12 protein-coding genes are annotated in these 15,679 nt (G+C 60.3%); 4 read left to right on the plus strand and 8 right to left on the minus strand.

The window, feature by feature from the left end; all coding sequences use genetic code 11:
• Positions 1–37 precede the first annotated feature (37 nt).
• Entirely contained in the window at positions 38–1,465 is a 1,428-nt protein-coding gene (gene degP, locus EKL29_RS04535) for a serine endoprotease DegP (protein WP_126688984.1), read from the minus strand.
• Positions 1,466–1,600: 135 nt separating this feature from the next.
• Positions 1,601–3,091 (minus strand): dGTPase, encoded by a 1,491-nt coding sequence (gene dgt / locus EKL29_RS04540; protein WP_120455822.1) that lies wholly within the window; start codon positions 3,089–3,091, stop codon positions 1,601–1,603.
• Positions 3,092–3,190: 99 nt separating this feature from the next.
• Between dgt and mtnN the strand changes: the two genes are divergently transcribed.
• The 3 genes from mtnN to EKL29_RS04555 all read left to right on the plus strand — a co-directional run bounded on the left by mtnN (position 3,191) and on the right by EKL29_RS04555 (position 5,053).
• A complete protein-coding gene (gene mtnN / locus EKL29_RS04545) occupies positions 3,191–3,889 on the plus strand; it encodes a 5'-methylthioadenosine/S-adenosylhomocysteine nucleosidase (RefSeq protein ID WP_103793992.1) in 699 nt (232 codons plus the stop codon).
• A complete protein-coding gene (btuF, locus tag EKL29_RS04550; protein WP_126688985.1) occupies positions 3,882–4,676 on the plus strand; it encodes a vitamin B12 ABC transporter substrate-binding protein BtuF in 795 nt (264 codons plus the stop codon). The genes mtnN and btuF overlap by 8 nt, the downstream gene beginning before the upstream one ends.
• 125 nt (positions 4,677–4,801) lie before the next feature.
• A complete protein-coding gene (locus tag EKL29_RS04555) occupies positions 4,802–5,053 on the plus strand; it encodes a hypothetical protein (RefSeq protein WP_120455819.1) in 252 nt (83 codons plus the stop codon).
• Between the two features lie 32 nt (positions 5,054–5,085).
• On the opposite strand, the gene erpA is transcribed toward EKL29_RS04555, so the two are convergent.
• Positions 5,086–5,433, minus strand: coding sequence for an iron-sulfur cluster insertion protein ErpA (gene erpA / locus EKL29_RS04560; RefSeq protein ID WP_033749565.1), 348 nt, complete (start codon positions 5,431–5,433; stop codon positions 5,086–5,088).
• Positions 5,434–5,644: 211 nt separating this feature from the next.
• Between erpA and hemL the strand changes: the two genes are divergently transcribed.
• On the plus strand, positions 5,645–6,925 hold the full coding sequence (hemL, locus tag EKL29_RS04565; protein WP_126688986.1) for a glutamate-1-semialdehyde 2,1-aminomutase: 1,281 nt from the start codon (positions 5,645–5,647) through the stop codon (positions 6,923–6,925).
• A gap of 89 nt (positions 6,926–7,014) precedes the next feature.
• Here the strand turns inward: hemL and fhuB are convergent, their stop codons facing one another.
• From fhuB to mrcB, 5 genes are all read right to left on the minus strand, one after another.
• On the minus strand, positions 7,015–8,994 hold the full coding sequence (fhuB, locus tag EKL29_RS04570; protein ID WP_126688987.1) for a Fe(3+)-hydroxamate ABC transporter permease FhuB: 1,980 nt from the start codon (positions 8,992–8,994) through the stop codon (positions 7,015–7,017).
• Positions 8,994–9,869: a Fe(3+)-hydroxamate ABC transporter substrate-binding protein FhuD gene (gene fhuD, locus EKL29_RS04575; RefSeq protein ID WP_126688988.1), complete on the minus strand. Its 876-nt coding sequence runs from the start codon at positions 9,867–9,869 to the stop codon at positions 8,994–8,996. Before fhuD ends, fhuB begins: the two co-directional genes overlap by 1 nt.
• A gap of 10 nt (positions 9,870–9,879) precedes the next feature.
• Entirely contained in the window at positions 9,880–10,677 is a 798-nt protein-coding gene (gene fhuC, locus EKL29_RS04580; protein WP_371315470.1) for a Fe3+-hydroxamate ABC transporter ATP-binding protein FhuC, read from the minus strand.
• A 35-nt stretch (positions 10,678–10,712) separates the two neighbouring features.
• Entirely contained in the window at positions 10,713–12,920 is a 2,208-nt protein-coding gene (gene fhuA / locus EKL29_RS04585; RefSeq protein WP_126688989.1) for a ferrichrome porin FhuA, read from the minus strand.
• Between the two features lie 193 nt (positions 12,921–13,113).
• Entirely contained in the window at positions 13,114–15,663 is a 2,550-nt protein-coding gene (gene mrcB / locus EKL29_RS04590) for a bifunctional glycosyl transferase/transpeptidase (protein ID WP_126688990.1), read from the minus strand.
• Between the last annotated feature and the right edge of the window lie 16 nt (positions 15,664–15,679).

A 15,679-nucleotide genomic window follows, 5' to 3' on the forward strand; every position in this document is an offset into this window, starting at 1 on the left:
AAGGCGGACCGGAGTCCGCCTGACAGGGAAAATAGCGTTACTGCATCAGCAGATAGATGCTGCTGTCGCCGCGCTTAACGTTAAGCGCCAGCACCGAAGGTTTAGTATCGAGAATTTTACGCAGCTCGCCCAGGTTAGTGACTCGCTGCTGGTTAACCCCAAGGATCACGTCGCCTTTTTTCAGGCCGATACGCGCCGCAGCGCTGTTAGGCTTAACGTTGTCTACGCGAACCCCTTTATCGCTACCGCTGTCGTTGCTCAGATCGGCGCCTTCAATGCCGGTATAGATAGTGGCCGACTGCACTTTATCCTGCGTGCTCTGCTGCAGCTCAACGGTAACGCTGACCGGTTTGCCGTCGCGCAGCAGGCCGAGCTGCAGTTTGGTGCCAATCGGCAGCGAACCGACTTCGGCGCGCAGCGCGGCAAAGCTGCTCAGCGGTTTGCCGTTCATCGACACCACCACGTCGCCCGCTTTCACGCCCGCTTTCGCCGCGGCGGAGTTCGGCAGCACCTGGCTGACAAAGGCGCCGCGCTGGGCATCGACCTTCATCGCTTTCGCCAGCTCTGAGTTAAGCTCGGCACCCAGGATACCCAGCTCGCCGCGTTTCACCTGACCATACTCCACCATCTGGCCCGTCAGGTTTTTCACCATATTGCTCGGGATAGCGAAGCCGATGCCGATATTGCCGCCGTCCGGCGCGAGGATGGCGGTGTTAATGCCGATCAGCTCGCCGTTGAGATTCACCAGCGCGCCGCCGGAGTTGCCGCGGTTAATCGCCGCATCAGTCTGAATAAAGTTTTCGTAATTTTCGACGTTGAGGCCGCTGCGGCCCAGCGCCGAGACGATGCCCGAGGTCACGGTTTCACCCAGGCCGTACGGGTTGCCGATAGCGACGGTGTAGTCGCCGACGCGCAGATTATCGGAATCCGCGATTTTAATCGCCGTCAGGTTTTTCGCATCGATAAGCTGCACCAGCGCGATATCAGAGCGCGGATCCTTGCCAATCACTTTACCATCGTAGCGACGGCCATCGCTGAGCTGCACCTGGATTTTGGTGGCGTTGTCAACGACGTGGTTATTGGTCACCACGTACCCTTTTTCAGCGTTGATGATGACGCCGGAACCCAGCGCGCGGAATTTTTCCTGCTGGGTATTGCCGCCACCACCACCCACGCCGCTCTGACACATCGGCGAACTCAGGAAAGGCGATCCCTCCTGACAGAAGGGCGAGTTATCGCCAAAGAACTGCTGAAACTGCTGCGGCAGACGCGGCGTTTTCACCGTGGTGCTGCCTTCAACGCTGATACTGACCACCGAAGGCATGACTTTTTCCAGCATCGGCGCCAGGCTCGGTAGTTGCTGACTGGTAGAAGAAGCCGATTCAGCGGCAAAAACGGCGGCAGGGCTTAACGCCAGGCCAAGACTGAGCGCCAGCGCGCTCAACGTTAAGGTGTTTTTTTTCATTCGTGTTAGTCTCATCCAGTAATTAACGTCAGACCCTTGCTGTGGTCAGTTATGAGATTTATCTTTTATCGCGAAGTTCCAGCAAAAGTTTGCGGCAAAAGTAAAAATTTATGCACGCTCTTTACAAAACTCCTGTTATTCCACCGCCATCAGTCGGCGATACTCATCCCACGCATAAAGATCGGTCATCCCGCTAATATAGTCCTGAATCAGACGAAAGCGATAATAACGCTCCCATAGCAGGCGCTGATATTTATGCTCGACCGTCAGCGTCCGCATTTTTTGCTGGTAGGCTTTACGGTGTTTACCGGAAAGCTTATGAAACAGGCGGGTTTCGATAGGGTGCTGACGGAGAAAATCTTCATTAATCAATGTGGTAAAAGCTTCAAAGGTTAGCGACATCAGAGGCTGGTATATTTCTAACAATCCCTTAATAACACGATAACCTTGTAATTCCAGCTGCTCAACCTCAGCATGGTTAAATACATGACGGCGCGCTACCGTTTTGAACATCTGCAATAAGCGCCCCTCTTCACCATCATCTTCTAATAGCGCATGATTAAAATCGCCATTGAAAATGGCGGGTAAATTATCGACAAAACGCTTAACCGCGTGGCTGACCAGCACGCTCTGGACGTTAACGCGTAATGACATAAAGAACTGATCGCTTCTGCTGCGACGCTTTTTGTTACAGGCTTCGCGCCAGGCATCGCCGACCGTTCGACTGAAAGCGTCATTATTTTTTATCGGCCCCCAGTTTTTACATAAATAGTCATAAAGAGCATCAATGTTAAATATATCTTTCTCGACGGCATCGTCCAGATCGGCAATACAGTAAGAGATATCATCCGCCGCTTCCATAATATAGGTCAGCGGAAAGCGATGGTGTTCGGCCATATTGGTCGCTTCGCGCAGTTCGGCAATATATTCCCGCTCGGAGAGATAAAAACCGGGCTTTTTCATCAGGGCGCTGAACTGCTCGGGCTTCTCGCCCTGCCACCAGGCGGGTGCGGTATATTTCAGGATGCAGGCGACCTGGGAGTAGCTCAGGTTAAGCTGCAGCAGAGTATGCACCATGCGGATCGCCTGCGCGTTGCCTTCGAAATGGCACAGATCCTGACGGATCATGGCGTTCAGCCGCTCAAAATCGGCACGCTGCTGGTCGCCTTCAACGCCTGCCACCAGCGGGTCGACCAGCTCCAGAGGAAGATGCTCTTCAAACCAGTCATTGATGGCGGCTTCGCCGAAATGGCCGAAAGGCGGGTTGCCCACGTCGTGCAGCAGGCAGGCCATCTCCACCAGGCTTTCAAACGCCCCTTCCATTTCATCCAGTCCGTACTGCGCCAGGCCGCCCTGATTCTTCAGAGTTTGCAGGATCTCTTTGGCGATATAGCGTCCCGTCTGCTGCACTTCCAGCGAATGGGTCAGGCGCGAGCGTACCGCGGCATTGCGCTCCAGCGGAAAGACCTGGGTTTTTTGCTGGAGTCGGCGAATCGCCGCCGAGTTGATAATACGGCCACGATCGCTCTCAAAGTGGCGGGTAATATAGTATTCCCCTTCCGGCTCTTTGCGCGTGTTATAAGGGCGGGTAAAACTTATCTTCTTCCTGAAATTGACCGTCGCCATCGTTACCCCTTATTACTTCGTGAATCAATCCCCTGCCAGCCATGCTAGACTATGCCTCACTTTTTACGACTACTTCCACCACATTAGCGAGACTCTTTTATGAAAGCAGGCATTATTGGCGCGATGGAGCAGGAAGTTACCCTGCTGCGCGACAAAATCGAGAACCGCCAGACCCTGACGCTGGCCGGATGCGAAATTTACACCGGCACGCTTAACGGCGTTGAGGTCGCCCTGCTGAAATCGGGTATCGGTAAAACGTCGGCGGCGCTGGGCACCACGCTGCTGCTTGAGCTGTGCAAGCCAGATCTGGTGATCAACACCGGATCGGCTGGCGGCCTGGCCCCTACCCTCTCCGTCGGCGATATCGTTGTCTCAGACGAAGTGCGCTATCACGACGCCGACGTCACCGCCTTCGGCTACGAGCCAGGCCAGATGGCGGGCTGCCCGGCGGCCTTTACCGCTGATGCACAGCTGATTGCCGCCGCAGAGGCCTGCATCAGCGAGCTGAACCTGAACGCCGTGCGCGGCCTGGTGGTCAGCGGCGACGCCTTTATCAACGGCGCCGAGCCGCTGGCGCGCATTCGCACCACCTTCCCGCAGGCGATCGCCGTAGAGATGGAAGCCACCGCTATCGGCCATGTCTGCCACCAGTTCAAGGTGCCTTTCGTCGTAGTGCGCGCCATTTCCGACGTGGCTGATAAGGCGTCGCATCTGAGCTTTGAAGAGTTCCTCAGCGTCGCGGCGCAGCAGTCGTCGCTAATGGTGGAGAAGCTGCTGGCGCGCCTGGCGCGTGGCTAAGCTGCTCTGGCTGATCGGGCTGCTGCTGTTTTGCGGCAGCCTGTTCGCCGCCGCCCCGCGCGTTATTACCCTCGCGCCCCATCTCACCGAAATGGCGTTCGCCGCAGGCATTACGCCGGTGGCGGTCAGCGCCTGGTCCGACTATCCGCCCGCCGCTAAAGAGCTGGAGCAGGTCGCCAACTGGCAAGGCATTAAAGTCGAACGTATTCTGGCGCTGAAGCCGGACGTGGTGCTGGCCTGGCGCGGCGGCAACCCGCAGCGCCAGATCGATCAGCTAAAGCAGCTCGGGGTTAACGTCGAGTGGATCGATCCCGGCTCGCTGGATGAGATGGCGGATGCCGTGGCGGCGCTGCGGCGCTGGAGCCCGCAGCCGCAGCAGGCGCTGAACGCCGCGCAGCAGCTCAGGCAGCAAGTAACCTCTCTGCGCGCGCGCTACGCTGCGCTGCCTGCGGTGCCACTCTTTCTTCAGTTCGGCCAGCAGCCGCTGTTTACCGCCGCGCGCGACACCCTGCAGAACGACATCATTGCGCTGTGCGCCGGAAAGAATATCTTTGCCGACAGCCGCGTCAGCTGGCCGCAGGTCAGCCGCGAGCAGGTGCTGATGCGCCATCCGCAGGCTATCGTTATCGGCGGCAGCGCCGCACAGGCGCAAAACGTCTCCCGCTTCTGGCAACCCCAGCTAAACGTGCCGGTCATCGCCATCGATGATGACTGGATCAGCCGTCCAGGCCCGCGTATGCTGCTGGCGGCAAAACGGCTCTGCGCCGCCCTGCATCCGGAACAATAAAGCAGCAGAAAGCGATTAAAGATTCCGCTAATTTTGCCGTTAATTATGAAACGAGACGTTGATGCCACGTAAGCTCAGCGTCCTTTTATGCGCGCCGCGCATTTTTGCTACACCAGGAATCCAACATGACCAGAGCCTTGCTGCTGGCCTTCGCGATCGCGATCGTCGCGCCCTTTGCGACTGCGTCGACCACGGGAACGATAGGCGTTCAGCTCATTATCTTTTCGCGCTGTGAAATTAACAGCCAGCCGCAACGGGCGCTGCCGCAGATCGATTGCGGTCGCCGCACTAACGCGCAGCCGCGCGTGACGGAAAGCGTGCTAAAAAAGGATACGATGCGTAAGGAAACGGCGAAGCTGATAACCGTTGAATGGTAATGAAAAGGCCGTCGTAAGACGGCCTTTTTGCATCAGATGCTGAAGGAGGAGCCGCAGCCGCAGGTGGTTTTGGCGTTAGGGTTGGTCACGATGAAACGCGATCCTTCCAGACCTTCGGTATAATCCACCGAGCCGCCGACCAGGTACTGCAGGCTCATGGGATCCACCACCAGCGCCACGCCCTGCTTCTCAATGGTCATGTCGCCGTCATTCATTTTATCGTCAAAGGTGAAACCATACTGGAAGCCGCTGCAACCGCCGCCGGTGATATAGACGCGCAGTTTCAGATCGGGATTCTCTTCGTCGGCAATCAGGTTTTTTACCTTGCTGGCCGCCGCATCGGTAAACTGTAACGGCAGTGCTGCAACATCATCACTCATCTCATACTCCGGTAAACGTCCAGGTCATAAAACGACCTCAATTGCCGTATTATCTGCCAGCGCGATAGCGCAATCAAGTTTTGCCCTTCGCACTGTGTGCCTCCGGCCTTCAGCTAAGGTAAGTATAGCGCGCCCTTTCCGCCCTTTCTTCATGTCGTTATCTTCCCGTAGAATGGCGCGAGATTTTTTATGAACCGCTGGAGCCGAATAAATGAGTAAGTCCGAAAACCTGTTTGCCGAAGCGCAACGCCTGATCCCCGGCGGCGTTAACTCGCCGGTGCGCGCGTTTAACGGCGTAGGCGGCACGCCGCTGTTCATCGAGCGCGCCGACGGCGCCTGCCTGTATGACGCCGACGGCAAAGCCTATATCGACTATGTCGGTTCATGGGGACCGATGGTGCTGGGCCACAACAACGTCGAGATCCGCAACGCGGTAATTGAAGCCGCAGCGCGCGGCCTGAGCTTCGGCGCGCCTACCGAGATGGAAGTGAAAATGGCGCAGCTGGTGTGCGAGCTGGTGCCAAGCATGGATATGGTGCGTATGGTTAACTCCGGCACCGAAGCGACCATGAGCGCCATTCGTCTGGCGCGCGGTTTTACCGGCCGCGACAAGATCATTAAATTTGAAGGCTGCTACCACGGCCACGCCGACTGCCTGCTGGTGAAAGCGGGCTCCGGCGCGCTGACGCTTGGCCAGCCTAACTCCCCTGGCGTGCCGGCCGATTTCGCCAGACATACCCTGACCTGCACCTATAACGATCTCGACTCCGTGCGCGCCGCGTTTGAGCAGTATCCGGATGATATCGCCTGTATCATCGTCGAGCCAGTCGCGGGCAATATGAACTGCATTCCGCCGCTTCCGGCGTTCCTGCCTGGCCTGCGCGCGCTGTGCGACGAGTTTGGCGCGCTGCTGATCATCGACGAAGTGATGACCGGCTTCCGCGTCGCGCTGGGCGGCGCGCAGGAGTATTACAATGTGCGTCCGGATCTCACCTGTCTCGGCAAGATTATCGGCGGCGGCATGCCGGTAGGCGCCTTTGGCGGACGCCGCGAAGTGATGGACGCGCTGGCCCCGACCGGCCCGGTCTACCAGGCGGGCACGCTCTCCGGCAACCCGATTGCGATGGCGGCCGGTTTCGCCTGCCTGACGCAGATTGCTCAGCCGGGCACCCACCAGACGCTGACCGAGCGCACCACGCAGCTGGCACAGGGCCTGCTGGCGGCGGCGCAGGCGGAAAATATTCCGCTGGTGGTGAATCACGTTGGCGGCATGTTCGGTATTTTCTTCACCGAAGCCGACAGCGTTACCTGCTACGCCGACGTGACGAAGTGCGACGTAGAGCGCTTTAAGCGCTTCTTCCATCTAATGCTTGAAGAGGGCGTTTACCTTGCCCCTTCCGCCTTCGAAGCGGGCTTTATGTCGCTGGCGCACAGCGCTGAAGATATCGAGCGCACCGTTGACGCCGCGCGTCGCTGTTTTGCGAAGCTGTAAAAAAGAGAGTAAGTAAAAGACCGGCAGATGCCGGTCTTTTTTTTGCTGGCGGAAAAGAGGTCAACGCGAACGCCGCCTGTGAAAAGCTTTTACCGGGAACGTCTTAATAGCCAGATAAAGTAAGGCGCGCCGAGAAAGGTCGCCATCAGTCCCGCCGGTATCTGATCCGGGAACGCCAGCATACGTCCGCACCAGTCGGCCAGCAGCATCAGGCCCGCGCCAAACAGCCCCGCCATCGTCATCTGCGGCAGCGCGCGACGGAAGCCAAGCATACGCGCGATATGCGGCGCCATCAGGCCGATAAAGCTCAGCGGACCGATCGTCAGCGTCGCGGCGGCAGTCAGCGCGGCCGCCAGCAGCAGCAGCGCCAGACGCGAGGCGTTCAGCGCCATGCCCGCCGAGCGCGCCGTAGCGGAACCCAACGGCAGCAGCGTCAGCCAGCGGCTGGCGAGCGGCGCCAGCGCCGTCAGCACCAGCGCCAACACGGCGCTCTGCAGCGCCGCCTTTTCGCTGACGTTATAGGTCGAACCGGAAATCCAGCTCAGCAGGCCGCCCATGCGCGGATCGCCGCTCGCCAGCAGCAGCATCAGCAGCGTAACGAAGGCGCTGTTAAGAGCCATCCCCGCCAGCAGCATACGCTCCGGCGAAAAGCCGCCGCGACTCGCCACCAGCATAATCAGCAGCAGCGTTCCCGCAGCGCCCAGCGCGCCCGCCGGCAGCAAAAACGCCAGCGCGTCGCCCGGCACGAAAAACAGCATCACTACCACGCCGAACGCCGCGCCGGAGCTGATACCCAGCACTTCCGGGCTCGCCATGGGATTGCCGGTCAGGCGCTGGATCAGACTGCCCGCCACGCCGAGCATCAGCCCCACCGCCAGCGCCGCCAGCAGACGCGGCGCGCGCCACGGCAGCAGCTGGTGGAAAAGCTCGCCGCTCGACCATAGCCAGCCGTGCGCATCGCGACCGAAGGCGAGCGCGGCCCACGCCAGCAGCGCAAGCAGCGCAAGACCGAGTAGCGCCCAGCGCAGCACCGCGTGGCGCTCAGCCGGCACCTTATCACCGCTGTCGAGCGCGGGCGGCACCGAGCCGGTGCGCAGGCGCGGCAGCAGCCAGAGCAGCAGCGGCACGCCCGTCAGGGCGGTCAGCGTGCCGGTGGAGAGTTCGCGCCAGTGCGCGGTGAGCCACAGCACGCCGGCATCCGCCAGCCACAGCAGCAGCGCGCCGATCAGCGGCGCCAGTAGCATGCGGCTTAACAACCGACGCGCCCCCAGCAGCTTCGCCAGCAGCGGCGCGAACAGACCGATAAAGCCGATAATGCCCGCCACGCTCACCAGCTGCGCGCTGAGCAGGATCGCCAGCGCCAGCGTGCCGACGCGCGCCATTGCCAGCGCCAGGCCGAGGTTCTTCGCTACGCCGTCATCCAGCCCCATCAGCGTCAGCGGACGCAGCAGCGCCAGCGCCAGCACAAAGGCGAGCAGCAGACGCGGCCAGAGCAGACTGACGTTCTCCCAGCCCATCTGGTTCAGCGTGCCGGTACTCCACAGGAACATATTCTGCAGCTGGTCGTGATTGAATATGGCGAAGATCTGGTTCACCGCGCCGCTGTAGAGGCTCAGCACCAGCCCGGAGAGGATCAGCGTGACCGGCGACAGCCGTTTGCCCCAGGCGACGCCGAACACCACCGCGCCCACCGCCAGCGCGCCGATCAGCGCCGCCAGCTGCGACGTCGCCGCGCCGCCCGGCAGCTGCCACAGCGTGGCGACGGTAATACCGAGCTGCGCACCGGACGAGACGCCCAGCGTCGTCGGCTCCGCCAGCGGGTTGCGCAGCGCCTGCTGAAACAGCAGCCCCGCCAGCCCCAGCCCGGCGCCGACCAGCAGCGCCAGACCGAGCCGCGGCAGCAGGCTATAGTGAAACAGCATCTGCTCGATGTTGTTCTGATCCGGCGACAGCAGACCCTGCGACCATTGCGCCGACGGCAGCGCCGCGCGCAGATTAATAATGCTCAGCAGCAGCGCCAGCACAAACAGCAGACTCAGCAGCGCGGCAGGAAAATAACGATGGCGCATCAGCGCGTCTCCAGCGCGCGTTCCAGCACGCGAACAAAATGCAGCGCCGACAGCGTCGCGCCGTAGTACCACACCGCCGGAACCCGCTGAAAGCGTCCGGCACGAACAAACGGCAGCGCCTGCCACAGCGGGCTGCGCCCGAGCTGCGCCATATCGCCGTCGTTATCATGATCGAAGCAGATGGCCTCTGCGTCACGCAAATACGCCAGCCGTTCGATGCCCGTGACCGCACTGCCCCAGAAGTTGGTTTCGCCCTGCCACGCGTTGGTCAGTCCAAGCTGCTCCATCACTTCCAGAAACAGGCTGTTTTTGCCGAAGACCAGCGCATGACGGCTGTTCATCAGCGACATCAGCAACACCGGGCGCTTCGCATGGGACGCAAGCCGCTGACGCGCGGCGGCCAGCGCTTGATCCAGCTGCTGCAGATGCGCCTCCGCCTCCGCTTCACGACCGATACGCGCCGCCAGCGCGCGCAGCGAATCGCGCGCGGCAGAGAGCGGTTTGCCGTCGCCGCGGTTAAGATCGAAGCCCATGATCGGCGCGATGCGCTGGAGTTTTTCCGGCGACGGTCCGTAGCCGTTTGAACAGAGGATTAGCGACGGCTGCAGCTGAGTCATCAGCTCCAGATTGGGTTCGGTGCGCAGCCCTACGTCCACCGTATGCGGCGGCAGCGGCGGCTGGCCGACCCAGACGTTGTAGTTGCGGGTATCAGCAACGGCCAGCGGCGCGACGCCGAGTGCCAGCAGCAGTTCGGTCGGCAGCCACTCCAGCGCAATAATGCGCTGCTCAGGCAGGGTCGCGGCGCGCAGCGGCAAGGCGCTCAGCCAGGGCGAGACAGCCAGTGCCGCCAGCAGACGACGACGCGTGATCTCCATGCTCAACCCCTCAGTAGACAAAACTAACCGCCGCCCCGCCCTGGGGATGCGGCAGAATGCCCATAGGAATACCGTAAATCGCGCCCAGCACGTCGGGCTGCATAATGGCCTCCGGCGCGCCTTCAGCGATAATTTTGCCGCCGCGCAGCGCGACCAGATGGTCGCAGTAGCGCGCGGCCATGTTGATATCGTGCAGTACGGCGATGACCGTCAGGCCGCGTTCGCGGCTGAGACGCTGGATCAGCGCCAGCACCTCGACCTGATGGGCGATATCCAGCGCCGACGTCGGTTCATCCAGCAGCAGACAGCGGCTGTTCTGCGCCACCAGCATCGCCAGCCAGGCGCGCTGACGCTCGCCGCCGGAGAGGCTGTCCACCAGGCGAGCAGCGAGCGGCTTCAGCCCGACCTGCGCGATCGCCTCCTCCACCCGAACGCGATCTTCCTGGCGAAAACGGCCCAGCGCGCCATGCCACGGGTAGCGGCCAATCGCCACCAGCTCGCGCACCGTCATGCCTTCGGCGGCGGGCAGCTGCTGCGGCAGATAGGCGACCTCGCGCGCAAAGGCTTTACTGTTCCAGGCTTCGACCGGCGTACCGTTGAGCAGTACGCGTCCCTCGCTGGCGGTCTGGTGTCGTCCCAGCATTTTTAACAGCGTGGATTTGCCGGAGCCGTTATGGCCGATAAGCGCGGTGACTTTGCCAGGCGGAAAGGTTAATGAGAGCGGATGCAGCAGCGTGCGGCCGGGCACGTGAAAGCTGACATTATCCAGCGTAAAAGTGGCTGCGTCGTGCGGAGGCTGCATGGTCATCCCAGGTTAAACGGGCGCCGCGGCGCCCGGTTGCATCAGAAACGGAAAGTGGCGGTGCCGATGATTTGTCGCTCTGCGCCCCAGTAGCAGGCGTAGTCGCGGTAACAGCTGGCCACATAGTCGCGGTCAAACAGGTTTTTCACGTTGACGCCCACTGACGAGCCCGGCAGACCGAAACGACCCAGATCATATTTCAGCGTCGCATCGACCGTGGTGTAGCCAGCGACATCGAAGTTCTGGTTGTTTTGCGTACCGCTACTGTAAAGGCCTTTGCTTTCGCCGACGTAACGCACGCCTGCACCGACAGTGACGCCGGAGAGCGCGGTCTCATGGAAGGTATAATCCGCCCACAGCGACGCCATATGCTTTGGCACCTGCACCGGCGTGCGGCCTTTCAGCTGCGTATCGTGGGTATATTCCGCGTCGGTGTAGGTGTAGGCAGCCGTCAGGTCGATATTAGCGTTAACTGCCGCTTTCGCCTCCAGCTCTACGCCGCGCGAGCGAATTTCGCCGCTCTGCACGCTGCCGTTCGGATGGTTTACCGTGTCGGGATCGGCCGTCAGATTTTTAGTTTTGGTCAGCTGATAAACCGCAGCGGTCATTGTGATCGGGCGATCTTTCGGCACATATTTCACGCCCGCTTCATACTGTTTTGCGCGTGAAGGATCAAAGGCCTGACCTGCGTAGGTAGAACCAGAGTTGGGAATAAAGGCTTCGCTGTAGCTGAAGTAGGGCGCGATACCGTTATCGAACACATAGTTCAGGCCGCCGCGCCAGGTAAAGGCCTGATCGTTCTGGCGATCGAAGGTTCCGTTATAGCGATCGTATACTGACGCCATGGCGTAATCGTAGCGGCCGCCCAGCGTCAGCACCCAGCGGTTCCACGCCATCTGATCCTGCGCATAAAGGCCGGTCTGACGCTGTTTATTAAGGTGCTGGAAAGGAGCGAACGGCGTAACGCTCTCATCGCCATAGTGCGGGTTAACGGCGTTCAGGCTGCTGGCGGTGCCAAATTGCGCATTGATATCGTTACGCGTGCGCTGGAAATCGACGCCCAGCAGCAGCGTATGGTCCAGCGCGCCGGTGGCGAATTTAGCCTGCGCCTGGGTATCGACGGCGAACTGATTCAGCTCTTCCTCAGAGACCGCCGAACCACGCGTAATGGTCTGGGTAGCGGCATCAAAGCCGTTGCCGTAAATGCTGCGATAGTCGGTGCGCAGATCGGCGTAGCGCAGGTTCTGACGTACCGTCCAGGTCTCGTTGAAGCTGTGCTCGAAGTTGTAACCCACCATTTTGGTGTTGCGCGAGATTTTGTTGCTCTCTTCGCCTTCATCAAAATTAGTCGGCAGCTTGTATTCGCTGCCGTCCGCGCGTCTGATTGGCACCACCGTGCCCTGACGCGGCAGCCAGCCGTAATAGCCGGTTTCCGGCTCGTTCTGGAAATAGGTCAGCAGGTCGAAGCGGGTATTTTCGTCCGGACGCCAGCTGAACGAGGGCGCAATGGTGTAGCGTTTCTCTTTATTCCGCTCCTGCTGCGCGTCGGCGCTGCGCGCAAGGCCGGTCAGGCGGTAGCTGTAGACGCCATCGTCATCCAGCGAGCCGCCGAAATCGAACCCGGTAGAGAAAAGGTTGTCGCTGCCCATCTGGAACTGCACTTCGCGCAGCGTTTCCTGTGTCGGACGCTTGCTCACCAGCGCCACTACGCCGCCGGGATTGCTCTTGCCGTAGAGCACTGAAACCGGGCCGCGCAGCAGCTCGGCGCGCTCCAGGAAGTAAGGATCGATAGCGAATTCGGAATAGTTGTCGCCCTGCAGCTTCAGGCCGTCAAGATACTGGTTGGTGTTGGTTTCGCTAAAGCCGCGAATCGACAGCGCATCGATCACCTGCGAGCTGCCGCGGTTGCCGGTCAGGACGCCCGGCGTGTAATTGAACGCCTCTTTTACCGATGTTACCTGACGCTTTTCCATCTCTTCGCGCGTCACCACCGAAACCGACTGCGGGTTTTTCTCAATCGGCGTATCGGTTTTGGTGCCGGTGGCGCTCTGTCTGGCGGCGATGGTCGGCGCCGGGCCCCATGCGCTCTCCTGCGCCGCGGCAGAGGCAGCATCCGACGAAACCACCAGCGTCTCCTCAGCCAGCGCGGAGGCGCTTACTGAGCCCAAAATGACGGCAATGCTCAAAGCCAGCGGACGGCGAGCAAGCGCGCCGCGCAGGTAACAAGGAAAAGTCGTTCGCGCATTCATAATAGTGTCTCTTGAATAATATAGTGGGCAGGCGAATGGAAACGAGAATGATTATTATGCCGAATGGATTTTAGGCGAAACTCTTACTTCTCTGCAAGGGATAATCCCGCGCGCAGCGCCGTCTGGCGGGCATTCGCGCAGTATTGATCAGGCACAAAAAAAGGGCGCCGTAGCGCCCTTTTTAACCGACGTTTTAGTTACCGCCGAACATATCTTTAATCCAGCCAGCGACGCCGTCGCTCTCTTTCTGCTGCTGCGGCTGTTGTTGCTGCTGCTGCATCTGCTGTTGATTTTGCTGCTGGTTCTGCTGCTCCTGCAACTGCTGCTGCTGCTGCTGGAACAGCTGCTGCTGTTGCTGGCAGAGCGCGTCGGGATCGAGCGCCCACACCGGCAGCGAACGCCAGGTGCTGCTGCCGTTGCCGCAGACGAAATTACCCGCTGAGTCGATGTTCATCATGGAGACATCTTCCGGCGGCGTCAGCACCAGCGGCATTGGCGCCTGGTTGTCCAGGTAGCGACGATAGATCTGCATCGCGCCGCTTGCGCCGTACAGCTTGCTCGGCTGGTTATTGTCGCGGCCCACCCAGGTAATGGCGACCTCTTTGCCGTCAACACCAGCAAACCAGCTGTCGATCAGGTCGTTAGTGGTGCCGGTTTTGCCTGCCAGATGCGCCTTGGGATAACGCGCGCCCAGCGCCCGCGCCGTACCGTGATCGGCTACCTGCTGCATCGTGTAGAGCGTCAGATAGGCAGCCTGCGCTGGCTCTACGCGCTGCGCCTGCGGGAAGCTCTGATAGAGCACGGTGCCGTCTTCCGCGATAACGGAACGCACCGCCGAGAGCGGCGCGCGGTTGCCGCCGCTGGCGATCGACTGGAACGCCTGCGCCACTTCAATCGGCGTCAGGTTCAGCGCGCCGAGCAGCATCGCTGGCACCGGGTTAAGCTGATCTTTCGGCACGCCCAGCTTGGTCCAGGTATCCACCACCGCGTCCAGCCCCAGCGTCATACCGAGGTTTACCGTCGGCACGTTCATGGAGTTGGTCAGCGCATCCACCAGCATCACCTTGCCGCTGAAGCGACGATCGTCGTTCATCGGTTTCCAGACGCTGCCGTTCGGCTGTTTCAGCGCGATAGGTTCATCGGCGATCCAGCTGTTAAGACGATAGGTGTTCGGCTGGCTGAGCGCGGTCAGATAGGTGGCCGGTTTCGCCAGCGAGCCGATAGAGCGACGCGCCTGCAGCGCGCGGTTGTAGCCAGCGAACTGCGGATCCGCGCCGCCTACCATGGCGCGCACTTCGCCGCTGAAGCGGTCGACTACCACCATCGCGGTTTCCAGATCTTTCAGGCCACGCTGTTTTTTCAGCGCCGGGATACCGTCAAGCACCGCTTTTTCCGCTGCGTCCTGCGATACCGGATCGAGCGTGGTGAAGATCTTCACGCCCGAGAGATCCTTCACCTTATCGCCCAGCTTCGCCTGCAGCTCGTTGCGCACCATCTGCATAAAGGCGGGCTGCGGCGTGATCACGCCGCCCTTCGGCTGTACGCCGAGCGGACGCGCTGAAAGCATGTCGTACAGCTCCTGATCGATCACCTTCTGCTGCTGCAGCAGACGCAGCACCAGATTGCGTCGCTCCAGCGCCAGTTTCGGATTACGCCACGGGTTATAGAGCGAGGCGCCTTTCACCATGCCCACCAGCATCGCCTGCTGATCGAGGCTCAGCTCGTCGACCGGACGGCCAAAATAGTAGAGGCTCGCCAGCGGGAAGCCGCGGATCTGGTCGTTGCCCGCCTGGCCGAGATAGACCTCGTTCAGGTAGAGCTCCAGAATGCGATCCTTGCTGTAACGCGCATCCATAATGACCGCCATATAGGCTTCACGCGCTTTACGCCACAGCGAGCGCTCGTTGGTCAGGAACAGGTTTTTCACCAGCTGCTGCGTCAGCGTACTGCCGCCCTGCACCGCTTTCCCGGCGGTGATATTGGCGAGGAAGGCGCGGCCGATAGAATAAGGGCTGATGCCGTCATGCTCGTAGAAATGACGATCTTCGGTGGCGATCAGCGTGTCGACCAGCAGATCCGGGAAACCGGCGCGCGGCACAAACAGGCGCTGTTCGCCGTTCGGTGACTGCAACATGGTGATCAGGCGCGGATCGAGGCGGAAGAAGCCAAAATCACGACCGGAATCGATATTTTTAATTTCGCCCAGCTCATCGCCGTCGAACACCATTTGCGCGTGCACCTGACCCTCTTTGCTGTCCGGGAAATCAAACGGACGGCGCAGCAGATCGATGGTGTTGCCTTTTACCGAGAACTCGCCGGGACGCGTAATACGCGACACCTCGCGATACTGCGTGCCTTCCAGCAGCGCAATCATCTCTTTTTTGTTGTAGGCCATGCCTGGTTCCAGGCTGACCATGCGGCCATAAACGGTCGCGGGTAGCTGCCACACTTTTCCGTCGATGCGGGCGCGGATCTCAGAGTCGAGGTAAACACCCCAGACGGCCATGACGACCACAAACACAAGGAACAGCCTGATAAGCCAACTTAACCAGCGACGCTTCCCGCGCGGCGGACGCTTTCCTTTACTTTTACGCGGCACAGGCGCTTTCTCCTCAACCTCATCATCAAAATCATCATTATCAAAATCGTCTTCATCCCTGCGGCGACCCCGGCGCGTAGCGTTACGCGGCGGCTTGGGCTGTTTTCCTTTGCGCCCAATGGGTTCGCGATCGTTCCCAGACATTGGTTTCATTCTCCAG

Origin of the sequence: Pantoea sp. YU22 (genome assembly GCF_003970755.1) — a bacterium.
Taxonomy (GTDB): Bacteria; Pseudomonadota; Gammaproteobacteria; order Enterobacterales; family Enterobacteriaceae; genus Pantoea; species Pantoea piersonii.

Coding starts and splice junctions, on each gene's coding strand:
- dgt (WP_120455822.1), bottom strand. CDS start 3,091: ATGGCGACGGTCAATTTCAGGAAGAAGATAAGTTTTACCCGCCCTTAT.
- hemL (WP_126688986.1), top strand. CDS start 5,645: ATGAGTAAGTCCGAAAACCTGTTTGCCGAAGCGCAACGCCTGATCCCC.
- fhuA (WP_126688989.1), bottom strand. CDS start 12,920: ATGAATGCGCGAACGACTTTTCCTTGTTACCTGCGCGGCGCGCTTGCT.
- mtnN (WP_103793992.1), top strand. CDS start 3,191: ATGAAAGCAGGCATTATTGGCGCGATGGAGCAGGAAGTTACCCTGCTG.
- fhuC (WP_371315470.1), bottom strand. CDS start 10,677: ATGACCATGCAGCCTCCGCACGACGCAGCCACTTTTACGCTGGATAAT.
- fhuB (WP_126688987.1), bottom strand. CDS start 8,994: ATGCGCCATCGTTATTTTCCTGCCGCGCTGCTGAGTCTGCTGTTTGTG.
- erpA (WP_033749565.1), bottom strand. CDS start 5,433: ATGAGTGATGATGTTGCAGCACTGCCGTTACAGTTTACCGATGCGGCG.
- fhuD (WP_126688988.1), bottom strand. CDS start 9,869: ATGGAGATCACGCGTCGTCGTCTGCTGGCGGCACTGGCTGTCTCGCCC.
- degP (WP_126688984.1), bottom strand. CDS start 1,465: ATGAAAAAAAACACCTTAACGTTGAGCGCGCTGGCGCTCAGTCTTGGC.
- EKL29_RS04555 (WP_120455819.1), top strand. CDS start 4,802: ATGACCAGAGCCTTGCTGCTGGCCTTCGCGATCGCGATCGTCGCGCCC.
- mrcB (WP_126688990.1), bottom strand. CDS start 15,663: ATGTCTGGGAACGATCGCGAACCCATTGGGCGCAAAGGAAAACAGCCC.